This is a genomic window from Amphritea sp., assembly GCF_050300915.1.
Lineage (GTDB): Bacteria > Pseudomonadota > Gammaproteobacteria > Pseudomonadales > Balneatricaceae > Amphritea.
The window spans coordinates 1-23,685 of sequence record NZ_JBNKYN010000072.1 but is presented as its reverse complement, the minus strand read 5'-3'; the positions used below and the strand labels follow the sequence as shown (position 1 = coordinate 23,685).

The following is a 23,685-nucleotide window of genomic DNA, read 5'->3' as shown; positions in this document are numbered from 1 at the left end:
TTATTCACATGAATCGATCACCCCGTTAATGCGTAACCGACTAATACCACCATCGGGAAAGATATTCAGACGCACATGGGTAACCGGCCCGATATCTGTCAGCTCCTGCTCAAACAAGTGCTCTGCATCCATCTGCAGTTTCTGAGAGGGCAGTAGCGTTTCCCAATACAGACTCTGCGCTTCGATCTGTTGATCCGTGCCACCATCCACATAAGCGGCCGTGATCGAACAGCTATCGGGATAGTTACCCTTAAAATGACAGGTATCCACCAGCACCTGCTGAACAGTGCCGGGCTGAGCCAGCGCAATAATCACCCAGTCAAACCCCGGGGTTCGACGCCGGGCGGTTTCCCAGCCATCGCCCATATTAATACCCCGCCCCGGCATCAGAATATTACTCATGGTGCCATAATGCTGATCACTACAGGCCAGAGCCCTGCCACCATTCATCGCGGCGGCCAGATCAACCCGCTGACCAGGAGAGGTTTCACCCCAGTTTTTACAGGGTGTGCCATAAACACGAAAACGAGCAACCCCGCCATCGGGATAGATATTTAACCGCAGGTGGGTCCACTGATTCTCTGAGGAGATCAGATGCAGGTTATGACTATCGCCACTGAGAGACACAGAGGTCAGCAACTCTACCCATTCAGTTTCAGAGTTCGGATCACCCTCTTCGCAATAGCAGGCATCAACCGATGCTGATGGCGGATAGTTACCGGTAAAATAGCGGGTATCGATATCGATAGCCTCGATCACACCCGCGGATGACAGTCGTATCACCGCGTGATCATAACCAGAATAACGTTTACGCCGGGATTCCCAGCCATCCATCCATTTTCCGTTGTCATCAAACACGCCCTCTTTCCAGACAGGCTCAGTCGGTTGCAACATCCGCCCGACCTCAGCAAACCAGTCATCGGTGACCGATATCGCCCTGGCACCCAACCGGGCATCGGCCAGATTCAACCATTTTTCCGGATCGAAACCGATGGCCGGATTCTGCGTTTTCATCATCAGTTATTACCTAAACTTTTTAAGTTTCTGGGCACGACAACAGGTGCAGACACCCAGAAACGCTCTGTCAGATCACAAAACAGCATTAATAAATTTACTCAACTCAGGTGTCTGGGGATTAGCAAGAACCGTTTTAGAATCACCCTCCTCCCATACTAATCCCTGATGCATAAAGATCACCCGATCACCGACATCCCGGGCAAAGTTCATTTCATGGGTCACCAGGATCAGCGTCATCCCTTCCGCTGCCAGATCTTCGAGAACCTTCAATACTTCACCGACCAGTTCCGGATCCAGTGCCGAGGTAATCTCATCACAAAGCAATACTTTCGGATTCATGGCCAGCGAGCGGGCAATAGCGACACGCTGCTGCTGTCCACCGGACAGCTCGGCAGGATAGCTGTCTATTTTTTCCGCCAGTCCCACTTTTGCCAACACCTCCTGGGCGATCACTTTCGCTTCGCTTTCAGGGAGTTTGCGAACCAGCTTAGGTGCCAGCATGATATTCTGGCCAACAGTCAGATGGGGAAACAGGTTGAAGCTTTGAAACACCATCCCCACGCTTCTACTCAGCTTGCGGATCTGACGGTCATCATCGACCACCTCCATCTGATCAACAACCACACCGCCCTCACTATAAGCTTCAAGGCCGTTAATACAGCGCAGCAGCGTGCTCTTTCCTGAGCCACTGCGACCGATAATAGACACTACCTCGCCAGCACCGATCTCAAGGTTGATCCCCTTGAGTACATGGTTACTGCCGTAATACTTATGAACATTGTTAATACTAACGAGCGACATTGAGTTTTCTCTCCAGTTTACGGCTTGCGACTGACAGGGGATAACAGAGCAGGAAGTAGAGCAACGCGACCATGCCAAAGACTTTAAATGGCTCGAAGGTGGCGTTATTCAGCATGGTGCCTGCTTTAGTCAGTTCAACGAACCCGATAATCGAAGCAAGCGCGGTACCTTTCACAATTTGCACTGAGAAGCCAACCGTCGGAGCTATCGCGACCTTTAAAGCCTGTGGCAGAATGATATGCCGCATAATTTCAAAGTAGCTTAATCCCAGGCAACGGGATGCTTCCCACTGACCACGGGGGATAGATTCAATACATCCCCGCCATATCTCTGTCAGATAGGCACTGCTGAACAGTGTCAGCGCCAGTGCAGCGGCAAACCAGGCAGACACCTCCAGGCCCATCAGCGACAATCCGAAAAACACCAGGAACAGCTGCATCAGCAATGGAGTGCCCTGAAACAGTTCGATATACAAACGGGTAAAACGAACCAACAGCGTACGCCCACTTACCTGCATCATGGTCAGTAGCAACCCGACGGTGGCGCCACCCGCAAATGCGATTAACGACAAAACCACTGTCCAGCGCGCTGCCAACAAAAGGTTACGTAAAATATCCCAATCGGAAAACGCGCTCATGACCGGGCCCTCAGATTAGGAAACATGAAATAGTGAATAAGCTTGAATCCCTGGCGCATCAGAATAGCCAGCAACAGGTAGATAACTGTAATCACCATATAAACTTCGAAGCTCAGGAAGTTACGTGACTGAATAAAGTTCGCGGCAAAGGTCAGCTCCTCCACGGAGATCTGCGACAGTACGGCTGATCCCAGCATAACGATAATGCACTGACTGGTTAGCGCCGGATAGATTTTCTCAAGCGCAGGAGGTAGCACCACCCGGGTAAAGGTCTGCGTACGGCTCAGTCCCAGAGTTCGGGCCGCTTCCAGCTGTCCCTTAGGGATAGATTCGATACCTGCACGAATAATCTCTGTACTGTAGGCCGCCAGATTAATCACCATCGCCAACAGCCCCGCTTCCCCAGCGGTCAGTTTGATTCCGATAGTGGGTAAACCAAAGAAGATGAAAAACAGTTGTACGATAAAAGGGGTGTTGCGAATCAGCTCTACGTAAACCCCCACTGCACGACTTAAAAAGGTTTGTTTACCGGCACGGGCCGCAGCACCCAGGGTGCCAAGCAGGCACCCCAGCACTGTGGTAACGATGGCCAGGATCACTGTCGACAGCACTCCCCTGGCAATCAGGTCCGAGTATGGCAACAACTCTCCAAACTGAAAGGTATAGTCCATACCGATTAACCTGTTATAGCTTTAGTTCAGCAGGCAGTTCAGCGTTGAACCACTTCATAGAAAGCTCATCAAGCTTACCTGAGGTCAGACCTGCAACGATCAGTTCGTTCACCTTAGCCAGCAGCTCAGTATCACCTTTGTGAGTACCGACATAGCAGGGAGAGTTTTTGATGATGAACTTAGATTTCAGGCCGCGGGAATTACCTTTCTCTGCAATTTTCGCTGCCACCAGGTTACCGGTAGCGATCAGCTCAACCTGACCTGACAGGTAAGCCGAGATCGTAGTGCTGTTATCTTCAAAACGGCGAATAACCGCATCTTCCGGGGCCAGCTTAGAGAGTTCCAGATCCTCAACGGAACCACGGGTTACACCCACCGTTTTACCAGCAAGGTCTGCAGCTGAAGCGACCGCTGCATCACTGCTGCCAAATACGCCCAGGAAGAAAGGGGCATAGGCACGGGAGAAATCGATCACACGCTCACGCTCAGGGTTCTTGCCCATACTGGAGATAACCAGATCTACCTTACGGGTCTGAAGGTAAGGGATACGGTTTGCACTGGTAACCGGTACCAGCTCCAGTTTAACCCCCAGGCTCTCTGCCAGATAAGCGGCGGTATCGACATCATAACCCACCGGTTGCAGGTCAGAACCGACAGAACCAAACGGAGGAAAGTCCTGAGGTACTGCGACAACCAGCGTTCCGCGTTTAGTAATTTCATCCAGCTGATTAGCATTAGCACTCAATGCTGTAATGCATAGCCCGATCAGTCCGACGAACTTCAGGCAGCTCTTGAATACACTCATCATTCTTTACGTCCTCTGGTAATAAAGGAAAAGTTTTAGGAAAGTCTCAATGAAACTTTTGTTTCACTTAATCAAAACTTTGCAACACCAGTGCCAGAAAATGATAGTTTTTTAAAAACAGTATGTTAGCTTTCAGAGAAAAAAACAGAGGAGACGTTTACCAGAAACTATGCACCAATGCTGTGCAATAGTTTCTGAAACAGTGCAATCAAAAGAGGTATCTGGTGCAAGAAAGTGGCACTAACTAAAATCAAGTTCGTTCAGGTTTCGGTAGCTATCGCTGATAGACAAACTACGCGCCTGCCCCGATACCGCAATATGGTGCAATAACGAGTTACACAGAAGGGTTGCCAGACTCATCGCTGAACTATACGCATCAAACCCGGAAACACTTTCAAGCGGACACTCTAACCACCAGGTCGCCTTCGCTGCCACTTTTCGCAAAGAGGCATCGCCGATCAGCAGCACAGGAATATTTTTCTGCAACACCAGTTTCAGCACCTCCTCAAAGATCTTAGGCCGGCGGCGAAACGCGATAAAGATCACCAGATCATCACCGCCTAAACCTTCCAGCTCCTCAGCAAGGGTTTGACCCGGTAACGGAGCCAGATCGACACAGGGCCTGATCTGCAGAAGTTGCTGGCGAATATGCAGCGCAACCGGATAACTGTTGCGAAACCCGATCACTTTGACCGAGCGCGCCGATGCCATCGCCTCAATAACAGGCTGCACCTGCTCTTCTGAAAGCGACTGCGCCAGCATCTGCAGGTTGCGGATCTCACGTTCAAAATGGGGTGCATAGGTACGTATAGAGGAATCGCTATCAACAACAGGCACACCTAATTGACGCTGACGTCTTGATTCCATCTGCCCCTCTTTAAAAGAGGAGAACCCAAGTCGTTTGAACATCCGACTCACGGTCGCCTTCGACACACCACACAAACGGGCCAGTTCAGCACTGTTAAACATAGCCAGATCATTGGGACGATCGAGCATAAAATCCGCCAGCTTTCGCTCCTGAGGGGTCAGCTCGGCATATTTATCCCTGATTGTTTCGTCAATAATTCCCATGGAGTGTCCTGCTGTGTTCTTTAAAAAAACTCATCATACGCAGTTTATTGATTTGTTGAAGCATTAACGACCTGTTCGTTTTGAGAAGTTATAAACAGGTTCGCTAGCGAATAGAAAAGCATTACAATGCGCCGTTTTCAACCCATATCCAGGCGATCCCTTGACGCGCAGTAAACGATTATCGCAGATTGAACAGATGGTGACACCGGGCTATACCCATATCTGGGATTGCTGTTGTGACCACGGATTTCTGGGTGCCGCTCTGCTTTCAAGTCAACGCACCGCACAGATCCATTTTGTTGATGTTGTGCCCACAGTAATGTCGGAGCTGGAAAGCAGACTGCAACGGTTTTGTTCAGACTCCGCGACACGCTGGAACACTCACTGCCTGGACGTCACAGAGTTGCCCCTGGAACAGTATTCGGGAAGGCAGTTGATCATCATCGCCGGAGTGGGCGGAGATCTGATCACCCAGTTTGTTGCAGCCATTCAGCAGAAGCACGCCCGGCTGAATCTTGATTTTCTGCTCTGCCCGGTGCATCGCCAGTTTACTCTGCGTCAGAAACTGATCGAACTTAATTTCAGCTTGCGGGATGAAGCCCTGATTGAAGAGAATCAGCGCTTTTACGAAGTCATGCTGGTGTCTTCCAACAGTAAACTAAACGCGCCAATCAGCCCGGTGGGAGAGAAAATCTGGCAATCAGACTCAGCCGAGCAACAGCATATCGCCGAAGCCTATCTGCATAAGACCCTCAGCCACTACCAACGGATTCAGCAAGGTAACAAGGTCGCGGTGGATCATATCCTTGCCGCGTATCGGGCGATTACATTGTAATGCTGCCCACTCAGATCTGAACTTTCCTCATAGAATAGTGGGAAAACCACAGAACCGACGCCTTCTGGGCAGCTTACAGCGGAGTATCGCTATTCAGTGCCAGCATAGCGGCCCGATGAATAAGACGGGCATCGTTCAAAGCGCGATGTGCACGATAATCACCCGCTTGTGACAATTTATCACAGCAGGTAGCGAAAGTTTCCGCCCGGTGACCACCCAGCAATGTACTGAGATCCGCAACATTAAATGTTTGCTCAATAGCCACCGCTTCAAACAGGCGACCTATCCAGAAACTGTCCCAGTCTTGATGATCGGAATACACGACTTTAGACGCCAATAAGCTGTTAAGCTCCTTTGCGACCACATCCGCCGGTCTGCCTTTTTCGAAAAGATCCTGACGCGACAGCCCGTGCAGCTCATATGCTTTCAGACTCCAGTGTTCCCAGGATTCTTCAGGTCGGATAAGTGTCTGATAGGTCTGTTCAGCGTTCACCAGACCGATCTCAATCGGATAACTAACAGGACTCAAGCCGCTGGCTTCGATATCTAAAACCCATATATTACTCATCGGGTCTCTCCTTGCAGAAGACGCAGTTGCTCCTCCAGTTCTGCGATCCGCTGATCACGTTGCTGCAACAGTGCTTCAACCGCTTCCCGATCCATCCGTTGTGGAATATGTTGTGGACAGTTCCGATCCCAGGCATCAACGGTAAACAGCAACACCTGTTCCGGCCGCGCCCTGTATTGGTCCTGGCTGGGCATCAGTTCAGCTAACAACGCTGGCTGATCCTCTATCACTTTTGCACGGCCCCAGATTTTGATTCGAACACTGTTGGCATAGTCCATTAAGAAGATAAACGCTCTGGGATTATCGGTTAAATTTCCCTGAGTAATGAACTGCTTGTTTCCCCGGTAGTCTGCAAAAGCGAGGGTTTGCCTGTCGAGTACCTTCAGAAAACCCGGTGGACCACCACGATGCTGGATATAAGGCTGACCGTCAGCATTAACGGTCGCCAGATAGAAACTCCTCTGCGCCGCGATAAAGCCCGCCAAGTCGGGCGTGATGTCACGTTGCCAGCCACCGCCCTGCTCCATTCGCGCATAACTATCTCTGGAACCCTTTCGGGTCTGAATAGCCTTTACACTCGCGGTAAAGGCGATATCGCTGGTATAGGTCAACTTTACATACCTCTTTCTCCAGGGCTCCTCGAAAGGCACCTCGAAAAACCGACGGCATAACTCACAGGCCCAGATCGCTGAGGCCGGGGTGATCATGAGGGCGACGACCCTGAGGCCAGTGAAATTTCCGCTCCTCCTCACTGATCGCATGCTCATTAATACTGGCGATACGTTGTCTCATCAAGCCATTAGAATCGAACTCCCAGTTTTCATTGCCATAGGCACGAAACCACTGTCCGGAATCATCATGAAACTCATAGGCAAAACGAACGGCAATTCGGTTATCCCTGTATGCCCATAGTTCTTTGATCAGCCGGTAATCAAGCTCACGGGTCCACTTGCGTGTCAGCAACTGCACGATGGCTTCACGCCCTGTTACAAATTCAGCACGATTTCGCCATAAGCAGTTCTCGGTATAGGCCAGAGCGACTTTCTGGGGATCGCGGCCATTCCAGCCATCTTCGGCGAGTCTGATCTTTTCGATGGCCGCGGCTTCATCAAACGGCGGTAAAGGGGGTCTGGACATAGTAAACTCTCCTCTTAAGGGTAAAGGGTGGCAAAGCGCCACCCACACACTGACTCAGGCTGCCAGGGTATCAACAGCTGGAAAGTCGATTTCGGTACGCAGCACTTCATTCAGGTAGTTCGTCAGGGTATTCAGGGCAACGTGGCCTACGATCTCCACGATCTCTGCGTCGCTATAACCGGCAGCACGAACCGCCCCGACCTCACGGTCAGACACCTTGCCGCGATTGTTCACAATGCTGACGGCGAAGCTCACCGCAGCTGCGGCTTTTTCGTCACCGGAAGTGCCACGGCGATTGGCTTCAATTTCAGCTGCACTCAGTCCGGCCAGATTGGAACCAAGATACTGGTGTGCAGCGAGGCAGTAGTTACAGCCATTAATCTCGGCAACCGCAAGGGCGATACGCTCACGCGTCCGGGCATCCAGCGAACCATTACTCAATGCACCATTCAGACCGAGGTAGCCCTCCAGAGTCTGCGGGCTGTTGGCAACAATGCGAAACAGGTTAGGCACACTGCCCAGAAGGGAATTAACCGCTTCAAGTGATTCTCGGGAGGCTTGCGGTGCAGCCATCACAGATACCGGTGTAGGTATACGGGACATAATTAACTCCTAAATGTTATCGGATTGGAGAGCCCAGCATACAATTAACAGAAATAAAGATAATTAGACTGAAATTTAATTATCTATTACTGTTAGTGAAATAATACAAGCGATGAAAATGTGTGAAACAAAATGGATAAACTTGAAGCGATGCGGGTGTTTATCGAGGTTGCGGAATGTCAGAGTTTCGTTGCCGCCAGCCGCACACTGGACCTGTCAGCCCCGGCTGTAACCCGATCAGTCGCTCAGCTGGAGAAGGCCCTGGGGGTGCGCCTGTTCAACAGAACCACCCGTCATGTCCGGCTCACCGATTCGGGGGCCCGGTTTTTCGAAGACGCCAAACGTATTCTGGAAGATGTCGAACAGGCCGTGGCTACCGCATCTGGAAGCTACGCCGAGCCCAAAGGGGTGTTATCGGTGACAGCCCCGGTACTGTTTGGTCAGATACATATCGCACCGATTCTGACGGAATATCTGCAGCAGAACCCAGCGGTAACCGTCAGAGCGCTATTCTACGATCGCGTCAGTAATATTCTCGATGAGGGTCTCGACGTCGCTGTCCGCATTGGCCATCTTAAGGATTCAAGCATCTACGCCACCCCCGTCGGCAGCGTTCAGCGGCTGGTCTGTGCTTCGCCCAGCTATTTGCAAAAGCATGGCACCCCCAGGCACCCTGCCGAGCTCAGGGATCATGAAATCATTCAGGCTGCAACGGTTGAACCGTCAACCACGTGGCAATTTGAATCCCCCACAGGCAGGGAATCGGTAAAACTCTCTCCACGCCTGCTCTGCTCCCAGAATGGTGCAGCAATAACAGCGGCCAGAGAGGGGTTTGGCATCACCCGTCTGATGTCCTATCAGGTTGGCGAGGAGTTAAACAACGGTTCCCTGACGCGCATACTGCAAGACTATGAAAGCCAGCCTCTGCCGGTCAGCATTGTTCATCTTGAAGGGCGGCAAGCCAACGCAAAGATCAGAGCCTTTATCGACCTGGCGACTGAACGACTCAGAGCTAACCCCTATATAGGCCACGGTTAACAACGCGACAGACACACAGATCCACACAAGAGCGTGGGTGGGGCGCAGGAACAACACAGGGGACTATAACTTACACCAGCAGTTGCCGGGTGTTCGCAATATAGTGATGAATCTGCGCCTCAATATCAGGGTCGATCATCTCGTTGGGGCGCTTACCGTTTGGGCAAGGCATATTCGGAGTGGTACCAAACAGGCGGCAGATCAACGGACGTTCCGCATACACAGTGCAGCCATCAGGCCCGAGGTGAACGCAGCTCAGCTCCTCTAACTTTTCCTGATGCTCAGCCTCAGTTTTCACCGGCAACCGCGACATCTCTTCCGACGATGTGGTGACCGGACCACAGCAATCATGGCAGCCGGGTACACATTCAAACGCTGGAATATTATCGCGTAAACGCGCAATTATATCTCGATTAGTATACATCTCACCCCATCTGCTGCGCAGCTCGCCGTCACCTGACACCTTAAACACTATTATGCGTTGTATAGGGTCATTTCCATATCAATACTTCAAGGATCATATTGATAACGTCCAAACGCCGCACACTCTCAACCCAATCTTTTTCATATAAACTTAGCACTTCAGGCTGCCTGATACCGACGTCGATTTTACTTTGCCACAGAGCCTGACGATGCCTTTATCCCGCAAAAATCACTCGATATCATCCAGATGGTTCTTTACCACTTGGATAAAATCGGAAGTTGCAAATACTTCACATCTGCCAACTGAACATCGCTCAGCAATATTCAGGTCGGCAGAGTGTTAAGGTTATTCACACGCAATACAACACCCGAGGACGCGCTGCAAGCCGCCGGTCGCATCATAGCCGCATTGATTCAGTCAGCGACTGCGCTACCGCAAAATATTCCCGGGTTATCTACGGCACTGCGCACCACGACATCGAAGCGCACTGAAATCGTAAACCGCAGAGTGCCCCGGATTACCCTGGGGGGCTGGAACACCACGAGGAATAAAGAAAGTAGCGGCGTTTCCACCAAATAAACCGGAAGGATAGGTAAAATTCTTCAGCACGACAAAAGCGTTGTAGAGATCAGGACGCGGGGGCTTCGGCATTCCCTGTCCGGCGATGGGAGGGACATCCTGATTTGAGGTATTTGCCGCAACTTCCTCAACCCACTGATCCGCGTCCGCAGATGTAGCAGGACGAATAAGCCCTTTGGCGACGGCATCGTCTAAACCAGCCTGACCCGCAAGTGGGGCGGTGGTATCCCGAAAGGAATCCGGCGTACTTTTTGCCGATGTCATCAACCGCTCCGTTCCGGATAATGGTGCACCAACCACTATTTTTCCGCTTCTGTCACCGAGATATACCAGCTCCACAGATTTACCAAACAGCTTTCGTGATTTCGGATTAAGGGATGAGTTGTTGCCCTTCCCTATATAGAAATATCCGCATGGGCCTTTGTTGTCATAGGAACTATTCAGCACTGGCGTGTCACTTTTCAGCCCGGCAACCGCCTGCCGATGATACCCCGAAACCAACACTGCAAGAATCTGGGTGCCCTCGCTCCATCCGAGATTCCATATTGTTGGCTCATAGGCTCCCAACATTAAGATCACCGGCCGGTCCTGACTGTTTACCGCTATATCAAACTGTGTTGCTGCATGACCGCTTTGATCTATCTGAAAACCAGCATTTTTACCCGAATAGCCTCCCGCAGCATAAACAACCGTATTCTCCGGAATGGTAAGGTCCTCAAATTTACATTCAGACACGGTGGCACGACTTTGTATCGATTTTGGCGGAACTTTAAAATCAAATTGCTTCAACTCATCCGCAAATACCTGACCACAAAGTATTACAGATATCATAAAGATCATTCGTTTCATAAATCTCTCCCTGATTTAGCCGCGAACATGTTAATGGTTATTCCAGCGCCTGAAAGTTGAATAACCATAACAGACAGATGCTCCTCTTAAGTTAGAGGAAGATTAAAGGGCTTTGCCCCCTTAAACCAGCCCCCTTTACACTTGATTTCATTCTCCTTTTAAACCTTCTTAGCGCCAATATGGAGCTGTAAAGTGGCAGAAAACGGGCGCGGTGCTGCTGTTAATGATCTCAAGGCGACACCGGCGTCAAAGCTACTGCCTTAACGAAACGGACACTCGGCCCATTCAGAATTATCGACACTGTAAGGGCGCTGCACGTCTGAAGATCACTAAAATTACGCGAAACAACCTGCGACAGAAGAGAATGGAGCATAAAAACGCCAGTCGATTGAATAACTGGCTTGATTAAAAACTGAACGACAAGCCACTTTTTAACATGGGTAACCTGTTGTGGTCGCGGCTAAGCTCAGCATGAGCTCTGAGTATATTGAAGCTCTTGCCCAATGACCTAAACCACCATGCTAATGACCGTCTACTGCATTTATTATTTTGGCCAACACCTGGCACATTTTAGGTTTTACCTTAGGTTATGACACATTCTCAACCTCAATTAAGGCCTTGTTTTTCTTAGCCGCGTCATCGATTAATCCGTCAATTTTTCTCATGCTTTCCAGCTGGGCCTGAAGTTTTAATGAAAGTGCACTCAGCTCAGAGGCAGAGAGGGATGTCTCTTCCGCAGACGCTGCCGTCGAGTGAGTGACATCACCAATTTCTAACATACCCTGATTTACCTGGCTCAGTCCTCTCGCCTGACTTTGGGATGCATCATCTATTTCTTTGATGGTGTCTGAGATAGTTGCCACGTGCTTAACAATCTCGCTCAACGCACTCACACATTTTTGTGATACTGAACTTCCCTTTTCGATATTTTCGACTGATGACTGAATATACTGCGCCGACTCGCTAGCGGCGGTTGTACTGCGCTCAGCAAGTTTTCTGACTTCATCTGCTACCACGGCAAAACCGCGTCCCATTTCGCCTGCCCGGGCAGCCTCAATCGAAGCATTGAGTGCGAGTAAATTAGTCTGAGATGCTATGTCATTAATAACATTAATAATGTCACTAATCGCTTCGCTTGAGCGATTAATTTTCACCATCGCCTGCTCAAGTTCGTTTATCTCTTCCGAGGCCATGGTCGCAGCTCGCTGTGCCTCAGACGAGACGGTGCTGGCCATTAATGCACGCTCGGCATTGTCATTGGCCTGAGTAAGGATCTCATTGAGCGAGTCACTGATTTGAGCAATAGAGGCCGCTTGCTGATTTGACCCTACTGTCAGAGCACGGCTGGCAACACTTAGTTCGTTTGCGCCTGTTGTGAGGTTTGCACTGATGGCATCCACATCTTTGTACACGGCTTTTAGCGCAACCTTTTCTGATACTTCCTGTACATATTCAACATGGCCTGTCTCATTACCATTTAAGCCACTGATGTAAAAAGTGTCTACGCGAAAATCTTTCCCCCACTGGTTAAAGAAAGTGCTCTGTTTTCCTTTTCTTAAACAGTTCACACCACAGTCTTCGGTGTTACAGATATTTGCTCCCCAGTTTGAGCAGTGCTGTCCGAGTATGTCCTCACGTTTGACTCCCAGAGGATCAGTAGCCGCTCGGTTAACAAACGTCCACTTCATATCCAAATCAGTAACAGAGAGTGGGTTTGGGACAGCATCGAGAATCTGCTCATAGAAGTTGAATTGCTCTCTTGCCGAATGGTCCATTTTTATCAGACAGCCTAACGACACCGCCAGCACTGCGACCAGGAGCAGCAAATTTATGTTTTCTATCGAAAATAACAATGCAATTACTATAGATACAACGGTGAGACCCAGAGCCAGACGGTAATATTTTTTCATTTTATTTCTTCTTATGGACCACACTCACAATGATTATGGATTACTAACCACTTAATTAGTGATTAGTAGTAATAATTAGATGAATCAACGAACCTTATCCAAATACCTGATTGATACATAATTAAGCATACCCTGGAGCAATAAATCAACAATTCACTAAAGCACCAAGGGGCCTGGAGATAAAACAGGTAACCATCCTGTGTATATCGGAGCACTTACGATGTCCGGGAGAGGCCCACTTAGCCGAAACCAACCCGGGACTGAGTGGGTCAAAGCCCTTGCTGATCGCTATTTTCAGGGGAAAGAAAAGGGCCCGATCCTTTTAACTTAACTCACAATAAGCACATTTACGGCGCGTGAAAAGTTGGTTTGAATTTACTTCAAAAAATAACGGCTGGCTCAAGCGCTGATCCGGAGCAGCAACGTGGCCAAAACAGTCGCCGTGCTCCCGCTGGTTATAAGCCGATGTATCTCAGGGCCAGATCGGCTTCGGTATAGTCCCGCATCGATTGGGGGCTGCGAATGCGATTCCCGACAGAGATAAAATTATACTTCCACTACCTCGGCGAGAATCCCGGTATCGGTAACGTGACGACAGCAACTCCAGCAGAGCCTATAGCGATACCCAACACATCCCTGATCGCTGCCTGAAAGCACTCCGTATCAAAATCGTATGATTCGACCAGCGTTCCGTCTATATCGAACATGATTAGATGCACAATCTCTTCCTTGGCTTAAACGCCTTGCACTAAGGCGAGCGTTAGCAAGTCCGGTGGGGGCCACGTGTTTTGTGGCCGAAAGGAATGTTAGCGGCTTGTCATGAGTTGAGGCGTTTAGCATAAAGCCCATAGATTTATAAAAATGGCTGAGCCTCTTATATGCATGCTCCTCTGTCCATGCTTCGCTCCAGGGTTCACCAGAGAATACTTGTGTAAATAACCTGGCGCAGTCCTCGATATCTTTGCCTTCGATTAATCGGGTCTTCATTTTTTTAAGACTTATAACGGCTTTGCAACGGGCCTCATTGCTGCGACGCGGTGCTCTTAGCGGTCCAGCACGAAGTGCGTTCATTGACAAATTTGTCAGGAACCATTAGCCAGCTCATGCCTAAATGCTGCATCAACACCATAAAAAATCATTCAAATAATCTAATGCTGGGTTTATTTTATCAACTCTTCAAACGACTGTGCCGGCATTGGGCGGTTGAGGTAGTACCCCTGATAATAGTCACAGGAATGATCCGCCAGAAATTTCAGTTGGTCTGCCGTTTCAACACCTTCCGCCACAACTTTCATATTCAGGCCATGAGCCATTAAAATACAAGCCTTCACTAGTTGGTTATGGCTTTTATCAACATCTAAATCGGCTACGAATGCCCGGTCAATTTTTAGCAGATCAAACGGATAATGTTTCAGATAGGAGAGAGAAGAATAACCGGTCCCAAAATCATCAATTGCCAGTGATATGCCTAACTCTTTAATTTGTTTAAGAATATACCGGGCATACTGGTCATCCTCGATAAGAATACCTTCCGTAATCTCCAAACATAACTGCCCAGCGGGGTAACCCGTGTCACTCAGAATACCCTGCAAGACATTAATAAAATCATACTGCCTTAACTGCCTGGGAGAGATATTAATGGCAAGTCTGAATGCCCGATACCCATTCGCAATCCACTCAACCCCTTGCTGACACGCCGTCTGAATAATCCAATTACCAATCTCAATGATAAGCCCTGTGTTTTCGGCGATAGGAATAAACTTGTCCGGCCCGACACAGCCAAGTTCTTTTGAATTCCAACGGACCAGCACTTCAGCGGACACCAGGTTGATCTCTCCATCCTGATACGCATACACCGGTTGATAATTCAGCAACAACTCCTCGTTTTCCAGCGCTTTCCTGAGATACTGTTCCATCTCCAGCTTATACCCGGCATTACGCCCCATCTCTTCTGAATAATACTCAAAATACCCCTGATTACCGATCTCACGACACCGATACATTGCTAATTCCGCATTTTGCAATAAACCTATAGCTTTATCTCCATGTTGAGGGTAGACGGATATTCCAAAAGTGGCCGATAGTGAAACGCCATATTGGTCGATCACAAACTCCTCATTAAATACGTTATGTAAGCGCTCTACAGCTTTATAAAGTTCTCTAGTGTCCCCAAAGTTTTGCAGTAATATAATGAACTCATCCCCACCGTGACGCAGAAGGCTGTCCTGGTCCTCTAATCCACCACGTAAACGTCTGGTAGCAGAGGTTAATAATTTATCACCAAACTGATGGCCAAGGCTGTCATTGAAGCGTTTAAAGTTGTCCAGATCGATATAAACGACAGCAAAAAGAGATCCACTTTTTTCAGCATCCTCGATGAAAAAGTTCAATCGATCAATAACCAGTGAATTACTTTGAGAAAGATCCCGAATACAACAAACACGGACTTTTTCACCTTTTATGGCGCTGTCACGGGCACAGACTTCCATTGGAAAAATCTCACCTCCCCTCCTTTTTCCCTCAAGGTCATAAGGACGTTCGTAACCGATAGACATATGATGATGGGCCGTAGAAATACATTCTTCAGCCATAAAACTCCATATCTCTTTTCCAATCAGATATTCTTCCGGGTAATCAAATATCTCCGCTGACGCTTTATTAGTATCCAAAATAATGCCGTCTTTATGGATCAAAACACCTTCATTCGTCAGTTCAGCAAGTTGTCTGAGTCGCTCTTCACTATTGATCAGTTCCTGCTCTGCCTCCTTAAGGAATTTAAGATCCCTGGTACCCACTTTATACAGCATCAATGATGCGGCAGACGCCAGAAGAAACATTAAGGAAACAAGAGGTAATACCGTATCATCGAGCCAGTAAAACTCAGGAGCCTGATTAAGATAGAGCAGCTGCCACCCTGGCATGGTTTTCAGCTCAGACTGGCCGACGATAAAGGTTTCTTTATACTTTTCGCTGTAGAGGCGCTGCTCTTTAATCTCTTCATGAAAGCCGAGTGAAGCTATCGGATCAATACCGAACTGTCTTGATGCAACAATTTCGTTCATACGCGCTTCGGGAATGGGCCACAGTGAACACATCTCCCAGCTTTTGTCGCTACTTGAGAAGACCACGCCATCAGGGCTAACTAAAACCGCAGTGCCTTCCAGATTGTGAATCTCAGACTCAAGACTTTCCATAGGGACTTTGATTACAGCTACCCCTAATATGCTGGAATGCTCATTTTCAATACGAGTGCTGAAATACAGTCCCCTTCTTTTAGTCACTGTCCCTAAAGCGGCATATACATAATCCCCGCGCTTCAGAGCCTGCGTGAAATAGGGCCGAAATGAGTAGTTATTCCCTTCTAAGGAGTTGCTTTGATCCGGTCCACTGTTATCCACCACTGTCAGACCATTAGGCTTGAGTAAGTAACAAAGGCTTGCTTGCCCCTTGTCACAAAACTGATACAACAAGTACTTACTTTTTAGATAACCCTGCTCGCGAGACTCAGACATCGTGCTTACTATGTCCGGTAAAGATGCAAGTGTTTGGCTGGCCCTGATATATCTTTCTATAGCGGTATCAAGTTTCACTGCAATAAGGCTAGCAGTCGTGTCAGCGGACTGCTCCTCTTTCTCTATATTGGAATTGACCGATTGTTGGTAGAAGAGATACACCCCTACCACAGCCGTCAGGCAACTAAACAAGGTTAGAAAAAGTAGAATACTACGCAGATTCATATTATTTTCTCGGGTGCATTAAACTCAATATAGCTCACAAACCGCACCGGGATGCGCCACGTAGCTTCGATAATGACTCAAAGATACGCAAGGGCTATTTTCATTGACCAGTTCGAACCATTAGCCATTGCCCGGAATTGCTTTTGGTTGGATATCACTTAATGGGGTGCAGCAAGGAAGTTTTGTCGCCAAATCAGATATCAGCTGATAGCGAGGTTCATCGAAGCTCTTTGAAGATGGAATGGATAAACAACCCAAAAGCGTAACCGCTATCAGGGCAAGAATGATGAGGCAACCGATAAACATCCTTTGATTCCTTAAAAGCCAGACAGGGGTATAAAGGGTCAAGCCTTCCATCTATATAAACAGTAATGGGAAATGGAAGACTTTTCCCCATGGATGATGCCAAACGCCGTGTCCAAGCTGGCCGCCATCACACACGCACAGTGATGTTTATGGCCACGCTCTCTTTGATACAGTTCAATCCTACCCTATATTTTTATCAGTGTTATTCAGGTTGTCATCATTCTGGGGATGGGCATTCCAGCGGGCATTCCAGTAGCGGGCATCGAAGACAAGGGGCTGGATTCCAAAATATCTTAGCGCCTCTTTCACCACCGACCACCTGTAAATTTTCTAGCAACTTCGTCAGTTTAACCAGATATATAAGCTGTTGAGCATGGGACAAGAAAATAAATCTGTTCCTTTCCCCTTTTTGGCCGATGTGAATTGAAGTTTCTTGCTATACGATTTCAATTAACTAAATCAGTCATTCGCAAATCATCCATACTGGACCATAGTAATATTACTTTTTGTCCAGGATTTTCTTCGGCACTTGTTGCTACAAAACCGTTTTTTACAGCCCAAACCATGATAGGTTTCCCAAAGATATTTGTCCCGAAGTCATGCTGTTTTTGTAAGTCTAAACGTGGATACCCCGCAAGTTTTCGACCAAGAAAATCCTGGACTTTATCAAATGAACTGCCGGGAAACTCTATTCTTATGTGTGTAAGTTTATTCTTGTAAAAGAAAAAGCTTACCAGTCGTGCAGGAATGTTGTCGAAAGCAGACCCGATATAGGCATCACATACATAATCTGACTTTCCTATTCTTTGTTCTTTTTTCGGATGCCCATAGCATTTAAGCTCGTGACCTCTGTTCGTATACTCTCTAAGGATATCAGATTGTTTTCTGGAGGAAAGCGAATCTAGCGCAACAATAAAGTCTGGCGTTCCTATCCGAGAAAACCAGTTGGAAATTTCATATTTAAGATGCAGTGGAAAATTAGTATAGGTTACTGATCCTGCGAAGAATATAACAACACTTATTGAGATTAACTTTAGTATTCTCATGAAATTCCCTATTTCGCATGACTATCAGCAGTTGAGCGCATTGGGCGTCAACTGCTATCCTTTTTAAGTCTTACCTAAATCGCACCAGTACATTGAGCAAACTTCATTGAAATTATGCCTACCGACTCCTTGCCATAGAAAAAATCAGGTGCATCTATGAAGGCGCTGTCATAACAATGACTGGTTCGACTTTCTAATTTGCTAAGACAAGCTGAAGTGCTTGAACCACCGGTCTCTTGAAAGAAAGAGTCATTACAAAACTGGGTAGCAAGAAGTAAGGCTCCTTTCTTAACCTCCTCTTGGGAAGCTTGATCACCTTCAGCTTTGTCGAGCACTTCTTGATAAGTCATTATTTGAACTTCCGACTGCTGGTTGTTCATATATAAATAATAACCAGCCATTAACAGGCCTATAATTAATAAATATTTCAATATTCTTTCCTCCTTAAAAGGTTATTTTAAAAAACGTCTAACAAAGTTATCGATTGCTGTTACTTGTTATGTGTATATGCATACTCCAGCCCTCCTCCTATTACACATAAAATAATTGCTGTAGGTAGAGCCATACCAAAAACTACTATTGCTCCCCTAATTCCAGCAAAGTCTACTGGTATGCCCAATACACCATACAAATAATTAAGACCTGCAAAGATAATTGATGCTGGCATGGCCAGAAGTACAGAGTACAAAAAACTATGTTTTGGCTCACTAACTGAAACTATAAAAGACCCAATAACCATTGAGAGCCATGCTCCGTAGCCGAGTAAGCGCCACCCAAAAACATCTGATGCTCCTATAGCAATTGCTGAGATTAATAACACCGCTAAGGAGCCAATGATGATTGGTTTCAAAGTGTGCTCTCCTTTTCACACAGTCATGATAAAGCGCCCCGTTTCCGAGGTGCCCCCACACAGATCCGGACGTGCAGAATTACTGCATCCGGCTCTTCAATAATATCCTCGCCCGTGTAAAACACAGACTCTCAATACCAGCCCACCGCCATCAACCTTTTACTCACCCGCATGGGCTAGATTCCAAGATTAAAGGGCTTTCCCCCTTTTAACTCCCTTTAACTCCTGGCTTTATTTTAGCCACGGTGCGTTAAAACTATGATTTTATGATTCGGGATTACCATTAGAGCTTTCTCCTGGCCACGTGAATAGAAAGAGCCTGGATTTTTACCACTATCAATGATGATGCCCTGTAACTTTGGCGGCATGCTTGCACACATTAATTCATAAACCCAATTTTCAGGCCTCTTCCAATCTTTTCTTGGGGTATTTTTCCACTCCCCATAGCTATAATAATAGTCGCTATGTCCGCGAGCCTGTTTAGCAGTGTTTAGGAAACCAATTCCCTCAGCTTTAATTTTATCTAAAGTTGACTCTTCAAGTTCGTATACATGAACGCCACAGGCCTCTCTTATACCTTGTAGATCACTATTGCTATGCAACGTGCTGCCTAGTTTGAATTCTGTAGGTATTGTATCTCTCCAGTATTGATCATTTAGCCAAACGAGGTAGAAAACACCTAGAGCCAAGATAATCAATATAGAAAATGCTACTTTCATCATGATTAGTAATTCACATAACATTTCAATTCTATGCGTGCGCGTTTTGACACCGCAAGACTGTGTCGGGGTAAGCTGTATCTATTTGAACTGAAAGAGTAATTCTGAAGCACGTTGCTTTTCATCCTCTGAAAAAACGCCAGCACGGTTTGCTGTTTTTTATGGCACGCTTAGTCACCTGCCATATTTCCTATCTGTCCGATAATGCACCACTTCTAAAGGTTATTCCAGTGCCTGAAGCAACGTTCAGGTGCCTGTAACTGAATCCATTGAATAGCCATAACAGCCAGATGCTCTCTTTGCCGGACAAAAGCCATCTTCGAGTCAGCGACAGGTTTTGCATAAGCATCCATGACTCTGGCAGTTGCACCCAATTAGGTTTATCGTTCTACTATTAATAAGTTACGAATGCTTTTTCTTTTTCGCCCGTGCTTTTTAAGCCATAAAAAGGCCAATACCATGCGTTACCTTATCTATCTGATTTTACCTCTGCTAACGGCCTGCAATGGCTCTTCAGAAAATCTTGCGCTGGGAACACTGGAAAGAGACCGGATTGCTCATACCGCGACCGCCAGTGAGGTTGTGACTGAACTACCCGTTGCGCCAGGCGCGCAGGTAACCACAGGGATGATACTGGTCAGACTGGACAGCACCCTGCAACAGGCCAGAGTTGATAAGGCGATTGCCGAGGTTGCGGTGGCCCAGGCGAATCTGGAAAAACTACGCAACGGTGCCCGCGAAGAGGAAGTGGCCGCAGCAACCGCTAATGTAACTGGTGCCCGGGCGTCTCTGGTCGAAAGCAACGCAAATTATCAGCGCATTCTTAACCTGAAAAAACAGAATCTGGTGAGCCAGTCTACTCTGGATAAAGCCCGGGCTGACCGGGATGCTATCCAGGCACGCTTAAGCAATACTCAGGAAGCGCTGCTGTTGCTGACCAACGGTACCCGCGAAGAGGACCTGCGCTCAGCAGAGGCGCAGCTGAGTGCGGTCACCGCAGCCCTGGCCATTGAAAAGAAGCAACTGGCGGATCTGACCATTACTGCCACCCGCGATGGCATTCTCGACAACCTGCCCTGGAACCTGGGTGAACGGGTCACCCTCGGTAGCCCGCTGGCGATTGTGCTGGCGGGTAAAGCACCCCATGCCCGGGTTTATATACCCGAGCCATACCGGGTAAAACTTCATGTCGGCGACTCACTCATTGTTCATGTGGATGGTATCGAGCAACCGATCACGGGCCAACTCAGCTGGATCGCCACAGAACCCGCCTTCACCCCCTATTACGCCCTGAATCAGGATGAACGCGCCCGGCTGATGTATCTGGCAGAGGTGCAACTACCGGATAGCGAATCGGCCCTGCCAAACGGAGTACCGACACAGGTTGAGTTGCCATGAGTCCGAAAGCGCCGGAATATGCCATCAAAGCGGAGCAACTGAGTCGCCGTTTTGGCGATTCACTGGCCGTCCAGAATCTTGATCTGGAGGTGGAAAAAGGCCGGATATATGGCTTTCTTGGCCCCAATGGCTGCGGCAAAACCACCACCATTCGCATGCTTACCGGCCTGCTGCAACCCAGCTCGGGGAAGGTAGATGTGTTGGGGTTCAGCCTGCCAGAAGACGCTGAAAAACTGCGCCTGCGTATCGGTTATATGACGCAGAAGTTTTCTCTCTACGATGATCTGACGGTGCAGGAAAATCTCAAATTTATCGCCAGCATTTACGGTCTGACAGCCCGGGAACAAAAACAGCGGGTCGGAAAGTTACTGAGTATCTATGGCCTGCAACCTAAATCTAAACAGTTAGCTGGCAGTATGAGCGGCGGACAACGGCAACGGCTGAGCCTGGCGGCCGCTACCCTGCATAAGCCTGAACTACTGTTTCTTGATGAACCCACCTCTGCAGTCGACCCGGAAAACCGTCGGGAGTTCTGGGAACAGCTGTTTGACCTGAGCGACCAGGGCACCAGTATTCTGGTATCCACCCACTATATGGATGAAGCGGAACGTTGTCATAAACTGGCCATTCTTGAAAATGGCATTAAACGGGCGGATGGCAGTCCGGACGAACTGATGCAACAGATGGGTTCCAGAGTGGTTGAGATCAGTTCATCTGAACTGCGCTCGTTAAAACAAACACTGATAGCGCTGCCGGAGATTATCTCCGCCGCACAACTGGGCGCGCGTCTGCGAGTGCTGGTGAAAGATAGCGTGGACGATCCGATCGGGTTTCTCTCTCAGCAACCGTCGGTGAAGCCCGAAGATCAGCTCAATCTGGTGCGGCCCAGTCTTGAAGATGTGTTTGTCACCTGTACCGGTGTCAGGGCCGACAGCGGGAGGCAGCAATCATGAACCCTTTTGTGCGGGTCAGCGCGATCGCCACTAAAGAGCTGCTGCAACTTAAACGAGACAAGATGACCTTCGGCATGATTGTGATGATCCCGCTGATTCAGCTACTGCTATTTGGTTTTGCTATCAATACCAATGTGCGTCATCTTCCTGTGGGGGTGGTCGATTATAGCCAGAGCGGTTTAAGCCGGGTGCTGATTCAAACCATCGAGGCGACCCAGGTGGTCACTTTCACCCGCCACTTCACCAACCTGCCCGGGGCAGAACAGGCGATCGCCAGCGCTGAGGTGCGGGCGGTGCTGATTATCCCCAGTGATGTCAGTCAGCGACTGGTGCGCAACCCCAGTGTAGGGCTGGGCAGTCCCCCGGCCAGCGATGCCGAAACCAGCCGACCGGTTGCTCAGTGGCTGGTTGATGGCTCAGACACCATTATCGCCGGTGCGATTAAGGGCTTGCGGGGTATGCCACTGGTAGAGCTATTGGATAAACCCGCCAACCGCCAGACCCCCACCTTTGAGATCACCCTGCTGTACAATCCGGAACAGCGCACAGTAGTGAATATCGTGCCGGGACTGGCAGCCGTTATCCTGACGATGACGATGATTATGTTCACCTCTGCCGCCATTGTGCGGGAACGGGAAAGAGGCAATATGGAGATGCTGATCACCACCCCGGTGCGTCCTATCGAACTGATGATAGGTAAGATTCTCCCCTATATTTTTATCGGTGCGATTCAGGTTGGCATCATTCTGGGGCTGGGCTTTCTGCTGTTTAATGTACCGGTCAATGGCAGCCTGTTACAGCTGGCGCTGGCGACCCTGCTGTTTATCACCGCCAGTCTGACCCTGGGCCTGATTATCTCCACCATCGCCAAAAGCCAGCTGCAATCGATGCAGATGACGATCTTTGTCTTACTACCCTCAATCCTGTTATCCGGCTTTATGTTTCCCTACGAAGGGATGCCTCTGGCCGCGCAATATATCGCCGAAGCACTGCCCGCCACCCACTTTATGCGGCTGATTCGCGGCGTGGTTCTGAAAGATGTAGAGATTATCAACATGGCCCCGGATATCTACTGGCTGGGGCTGTTTACTCTGGGTGGTTTAGCCGTTGCCTCGATACGCTTTAAGAAACGCCTCGATTAAATAATGCCATTGATTCTCCCGCACCGGGCTGCACAATGACGCGGCCCCCTGCACACAAGCTTCCTGAAACCCAGAAGCGTGTGCTGAAGCCAACACATTTACATCGGCAATAGCCAACAATTGGCACAGCAAGAGGTAAAGAAGGCACAGCAGGATGCCATTTCTTCCAAATATACACACTAGAGTCTAGTGGCGCAGATACGCAGAGAAAGCCGAGCACTCTCGTTATCTGCTGCGGATCTTCAGGTTATCCCGCACCGCGTCCGATCACTTTGGACGTTTTTTAATGGGCGAACTAACCAGTGGAAGATCGCAGTTGGCAAAAATACTATCTCTCATCTGGTGTCCAGAACATGGTTTTCCCAGATAAGGCGCAGCTGCAATGCCCCTGATGGCATAAGCATCCATCTCAAGTAAGATGGATATATAGCAAGACAATAATTATAACTCTCGTGCCCAGCACGCTGCTTTCCGGAGTCACTGACACATGCAAGAATTTGTCGATCTTATAAACGGCATTATCTCTAGCCCTGCGCTGATCTACCTCTGCCTTGGGGCCGCTCTTTTCTATTCACCCCAGACACGCTTT

The 23,685-nt window shown here is 48.6% G+C and carries 23 protein-coding genes and 1 pseudogene; 5 read left to right on the top strand and 19 right to left on the bottom strand.

From position 1 onward, the window contains the following. The 6 genes from alc to ACQY8X_RS16345 form a co-directional block, all read right to left on the bottom strand. Entirely contained in the window at positions 1-1,017 is a 1,017-nt protein-coding gene (alc, locus tag ACQY8X_RS16370) for an allantoicase (RefSeq protein ID WP_428036210.1), read from the bottom strand. Between the two features lie 72 nt (positions 1,018-1,089). After that, entirely contained in the window at positions 1,090-1,818 is a 729-nt protein-coding gene (locus tag ACQY8X_RS16365) for an amino acid ABC transporter ATP-binding protein (RefSeq protein ID WP_428036209.1), read from the bottom strand. Beyond that, entirely contained in the window at positions 1,805-2,455 is a 651-nt protein-coding gene (locus tag ACQY8X_RS16360) for an amino acid ABC transporter permease (RefSeq protein WP_428036208.1), read from the bottom strand. The genes ACQY8X_RS16365 and ACQY8X_RS16360 overlap by 14 nt, the downstream gene beginning before the upstream one ends. Continuing rightward, positions 2,452-3,126 (bottom strand): amino acid ABC transporter permease, encoded by a 675-nt coding sequence (locus tag ACQY8X_RS16355; protein WP_091361031.1) that lies wholly within the window; start codon positions 3,124-3,126, stop codon positions 2,452-2,454. The genes ACQY8X_RS16360 and ACQY8X_RS16355 overlap by 4 nt, the downstream gene beginning before the upstream one ends. Before the next feature lie 13 nt (positions 3,127-3,139). Then, positions 3,140-3,934, bottom strand: coding sequence for a transporter substrate-binding domain-containing protein (locus ACQY8X_RS16350; protein WP_428036207.1), 795 nt, complete (start codon positions 3,932-3,934; stop codon positions 3,140-3,142). A gap of 237 nt (positions 3,935-4,171) precedes the next feature. After that, positions 4,172-5,002 carry a MurR/RpiR family transcriptional regulator gene (locus ACQY8X_RS16345; protein WP_428036206.1) on the bottom strand — a complete coding sequence of 277 codons (831 nt, stop codon included), beginning with the start codon at positions 5,000-5,002 and terminating at the stop codon, positions 4,172-4,174. Between the two features lie 160 nt (positions 5,003-5,162). Between ACQY8X_RS16345 and ACQY8X_RS16340 the strand changes: the two genes are divergently transcribed. Then, positions 5,163-5,837 carry a tRNA (adenine(22)-N(1))-methyltransferase gene (locus ACQY8X_RS16340; protein ID WP_428036205.1) on the top strand — a complete coding sequence of 225 codons (675 nt, stop codon included), beginning with the start codon at positions 5,163-5,165 and terminating at the stop codon, positions 5,835-5,837. A 73-nt stretch (positions 5,838-5,910) separates the two neighbouring features. Here ACQY8X_RS16340 and ACQY8X_RS16335 read toward each other — a convergent pair whose 3' ends face one another. The 4 genes from ACQY8X_RS16335 to ACQY8X_RS16320 form a co-directional block, all read right to left on the bottom strand. Further along, positions 5,911-6,405, bottom strand: a complete 495-nt coding sequence (locus ACQY8X_RS16335; RefSeq protein ID WP_428036204.1) for an exonuclease domain-containing protein — start codon at positions 6,403-6,405, stop codon at positions 5,911-5,913. Continuing rightward, entirely contained in the window at positions 6,402-7,016 is a 615-nt protein-coding gene (locus ACQY8X_RS16330) for a pyridoxamine 5'-phosphate oxidase family protein (RefSeq protein WP_428036203.1), read from the bottom strand. Before ACQY8X_RS16330 ends, ACQY8X_RS16335 begins: the two co-directional genes overlap by 4 nt. 61 nt (positions 7,017-7,077) lie before the next feature. After that, positions 7,078-7,542 (bottom strand): DUF1348 family protein, encoded by a 465-nt coding sequence (locus ACQY8X_RS16325; RefSeq protein WP_428036202.1) that lies wholly within the window; start codon positions 7,540-7,542, stop codon positions 7,078-7,080. 54 nt (positions 7,543-7,596) lie between these two features. Further along, the gene (locus ACQY8X_RS16320) at positions 7,597-8,145 is read right to left on the bottom strand and encodes a carboxymuconolactone decarboxylase family protein (protein ID WP_428036201.1); all 549 of its coding nucleotides are present in this window, start codon (positions 8,143-8,145) and stop codon (positions 7,597-7,599) included. A 132-nt stretch (positions 8,146-8,277) separates the two neighbouring features. Between ACQY8X_RS16320 and ACQY8X_RS16315 the strand changes: the two genes are divergently transcribed. Then, the gene (locus ACQY8X_RS16315; RefSeq protein ID WP_428036200.1) at positions 8,278-9,183 is read left to right on the top strand and encodes a LysR family transcriptional regulator; all 906 of its coding nucleotides are present in this window, start codon (positions 8,278-8,280) and stop codon (positions 9,181-9,183) included. Positions 9,184-9,253: 70 nt separating this feature from the next. Here ACQY8X_RS16315 and ACQY8X_RS16310 read toward each other — a convergent pair whose 3' ends face one another. The 9 genes and pseudogenes from ACQY8X_RS16310 to ACQY8X_RS16270 all read right to left on the bottom strand — a co-directional run bounded on the left by ACQY8X_RS16310 (position 9,254) and on the right by ACQY8X_RS16270 (position 19,606). After that, a complete protein-coding gene (locus ACQY8X_RS16310; RefSeq protein ID WP_428036199.1) occupies positions 9,254-9,607 on the bottom strand; it encodes a YkgJ family cysteine cluster protein in 354 nt (117 codons plus the stop codon). Positions 9,608-10,057: 450 nt separating this feature from the next. Beyond that, positions 10,058-11,035: a hypothetical protein gene (locus ACQY8X_RS16305; RefSeq protein ID WP_428036198.1), complete on the bottom strand. Its 978-nt coding sequence runs from the start codon at positions 11,033-11,035 to the stop codon at positions 10,058-10,060. A gap of 587 nt (positions 11,036-11,622) precedes the next feature. Further along, complete coding sequence (locus tag ACQY8X_RS16300; protein ID WP_428036211.1) at positions 11,623-12,603, bottom strand: methyl-accepting chemotaxis protein; 981 nt, start codon at positions 12,601-12,603, stop codon at positions 11,623-11,625. Positions 12,604-12,651: 48 nt separating this feature from the next. Continuing rightward, positions 12,652-12,810: pseudogene (locus tag ACQY8X_RS16295) on the bottom strand (PAS domain-containing protein); the annotation flags it as partial. Between the two features lie 1,295 nt (positions 12,811-14,105). Then, positions 14,106-16,682 (bottom strand): bifunctional diguanylate cyclase/phosphodiesterase, encoded by a 2,577-nt coding sequence (locus ACQY8X_RS16290; protein WP_428036197.1) that lies wholly within the window; start codon positions 16,680-16,682, stop codon positions 14,106-14,108. A 752-nt stretch (positions 16,683-17,434) separates the two neighbouring features. Next, entirely contained in the window at positions 17,435-18,034 is a 600-nt protein-coding gene (locus ACQY8X_RS16285) for a hypothetical protein (RefSeq protein ID WP_428036196.1), read from the bottom strand. A gap of 74 nt (positions 18,035-18,108) precedes the next feature. Then, positions 18,109-18,465, bottom strand: coding sequence for a hypothetical protein (locus ACQY8X_RS16280; protein ID WP_428036195.1), 357 nt, complete (start codon positions 18,463-18,465; stop codon positions 18,109-18,111). Between the two features lie 59 nt (positions 18,466-18,524). Beyond that, positions 18,525-18,884: a hypothetical protein gene (locus tag ACQY8X_RS16275; RefSeq protein ID WP_428036194.1), complete on the bottom strand. Its 360-nt coding sequence runs from the start codon at positions 18,882-18,884 to the stop codon at positions 18,525-18,527. 236 nt (positions 18,885-19,120) lie between these two features. Next, positions 19,121-19,606, bottom strand: coding sequence for a hypothetical protein (locus ACQY8X_RS16270; RefSeq protein WP_428036193.1), 486 nt, complete (start codon positions 19,604-19,606; stop codon positions 19,121-19,123). A 456-nt stretch (positions 19,607-20,062) separates the two neighbouring features. Between ACQY8X_RS16270 and ACQY8X_RS16265 the strand changes: the two genes are divergently transcribed. The 3 genes from ACQY8X_RS16265 to ACQY8X_RS16255 are packed head-to-tail and all read left to right on the top strand — an operon-like array spanning position 20,063 to position 23,096. Further along, the gene (locus tag ACQY8X_RS16265) at positions 20,063-21,001 is read left to right on the top strand and encodes an HlyD family secretion protein (protein ID WP_428036192.1); all 939 of its coding nucleotides are present in this window, start codon (positions 20,063-20,065) and stop codon (positions 20,999-21,001) included. Continuing rightward, complete coding sequence (locus tag ACQY8X_RS16260) at positions 20,998-21,954, top strand: ATP-binding cassette domain-containing protein (protein ID WP_428036191.1); 957 nt, start codon at positions 20,998-21,000, stop codon at positions 21,952-21,954. Before ACQY8X_RS16265 ends, ACQY8X_RS16260 begins: the two co-directional genes overlap by 4 nt. After that, complete coding sequence (locus ACQY8X_RS16255; protein ID WP_428036190.1) at positions 21,951-23,096, top strand: ABC transporter permease; 1,146 nt, start codon at positions 21,951-21,953, stop codon at positions 23,094-23,096. The genes ACQY8X_RS16260 and ACQY8X_RS16255 overlap by 4 nt, the downstream gene beginning before the upstream one ends. The last annotated feature ends 589 nt before the right edge of the window (positions 23,097-23,685 follow it).

Coding starts and splice junctions, on each gene's coding strand:
- alc (WP_428036210.1), bottom strand. CDS start 1,017: ATGATGAAAACGCAGAATCCGGCCATCGGTTTCGATCCGGAAAAATGG.
- ACQY8X_RS16365 (WP_428036209.1), bottom strand. CDS start 1,818: ATGTCGCTCGTTAGTATTAACAATGTTCATAAGTATTACGGCAGTAAC.
- ACQY8X_RS16360 (WP_428036208.1), bottom strand. CDS start 2,455: ATGAGCGCGTTTTCCGATTGGGATATTTTACGTAACCTTTTGTTGGCA.
- ACQY8X_RS16355 (WP_091361031.1), bottom strand. CDS start 3,126: ATGGACTATACCTTTCAGTTTGGAGAGTTGTTGCCATACTCGGACCTG.
- ACQY8X_RS16350 (WP_428036207.1), bottom strand. CDS start 3,934: ATGATGAGTGTATTCAAGAGCTGCCTGAAGTTCGTCGGACTGATCGGG.
- ACQY8X_RS16345 (WP_428036206.1), bottom strand. CDS start 5,002: ATGGGAATTATTGACGAAACAATCAGGGATAAATATGCCGAGCTGACC.
- ACQY8X_RS16335 (WP_428036204.1), bottom strand. CDS start 6,405: ATGAGTAATATATGGGTTTTAGATATCGAAGCCAGCGGCTTGAGTCCT.
- ACQY8X_RS16325 (WP_428036202.1), bottom strand. CDS start 7,542: ATGTCCAGACCCCCTTTACCGCCGTTTGATGAAGCCGCGGCCATCGAA.
- ACQY8X_RS16320 (WP_428036201.1), bottom strand. CDS start 8,145: ATGTCCCGTATACCTACACCGGTATCTGTGATGGCTGCACCGCAAGCC.
- ACQY8X_RS16315 (WP_428036200.1), top strand. CDS start 8,278: ATGGATAAACTTGAAGCGATGCGGGTGTTTATCGAGGTTGCGGAATGT.
- ACQY8X_RS16310 (WP_428036199.1), bottom strand. CDS start 9,607: ATGTATACTAATCGAGATATAATTGCGCGTTTACGCGATAATATTCCA.
- ACQY8X_RS16305 (WP_428036198.1), bottom strand. CDS start 11,035: ATGAAACGAATGATCTTTATGATATCTGTAATACTTTGTGGTCAGGTA.
- ACQY8X_RS16290 (WP_428036197.1), bottom strand. CDS start 16,682: ATGAATCTGCGTAGTATTCTACTTTTTCTAACCTTGTTTAGTTGCCTG.
- ACQY8X_RS16285 (WP_428036196.1), bottom strand. CDS start 18,034: ATGAGAATACTAAAGTTAATCTCAATAAGTGTTGTTATATTCTTCGCA.
- ACQY8X_RS16270 (WP_428036193.1), bottom strand. CDS start 19,606: ATGATGAAAGTAGCATTTTCTATATTGATTATCTTGGCTCTAGGTGTT.
- ACQY8X_RS16265 (WP_428036192.1), top strand. CDS start 20,063: ATGCGTTACCTTATCTATCTGATTTTACCTCTGCTAACGGCCTGCAAT.
- ACQY8X_RS16260 (WP_428036191.1), top strand. CDS start 20,998: ATGAGTCCGAAAGCGCCGGAATATGCCATCAAAGCGGAGCAACTGAGT.
- ACQY8X_RS16255 (WP_428036190.1), top strand. CDS start 21,951: ATGAACCCTTTTGTGCGGGTCAGCGCGATCGCCACTAAAGAGCTGCTG.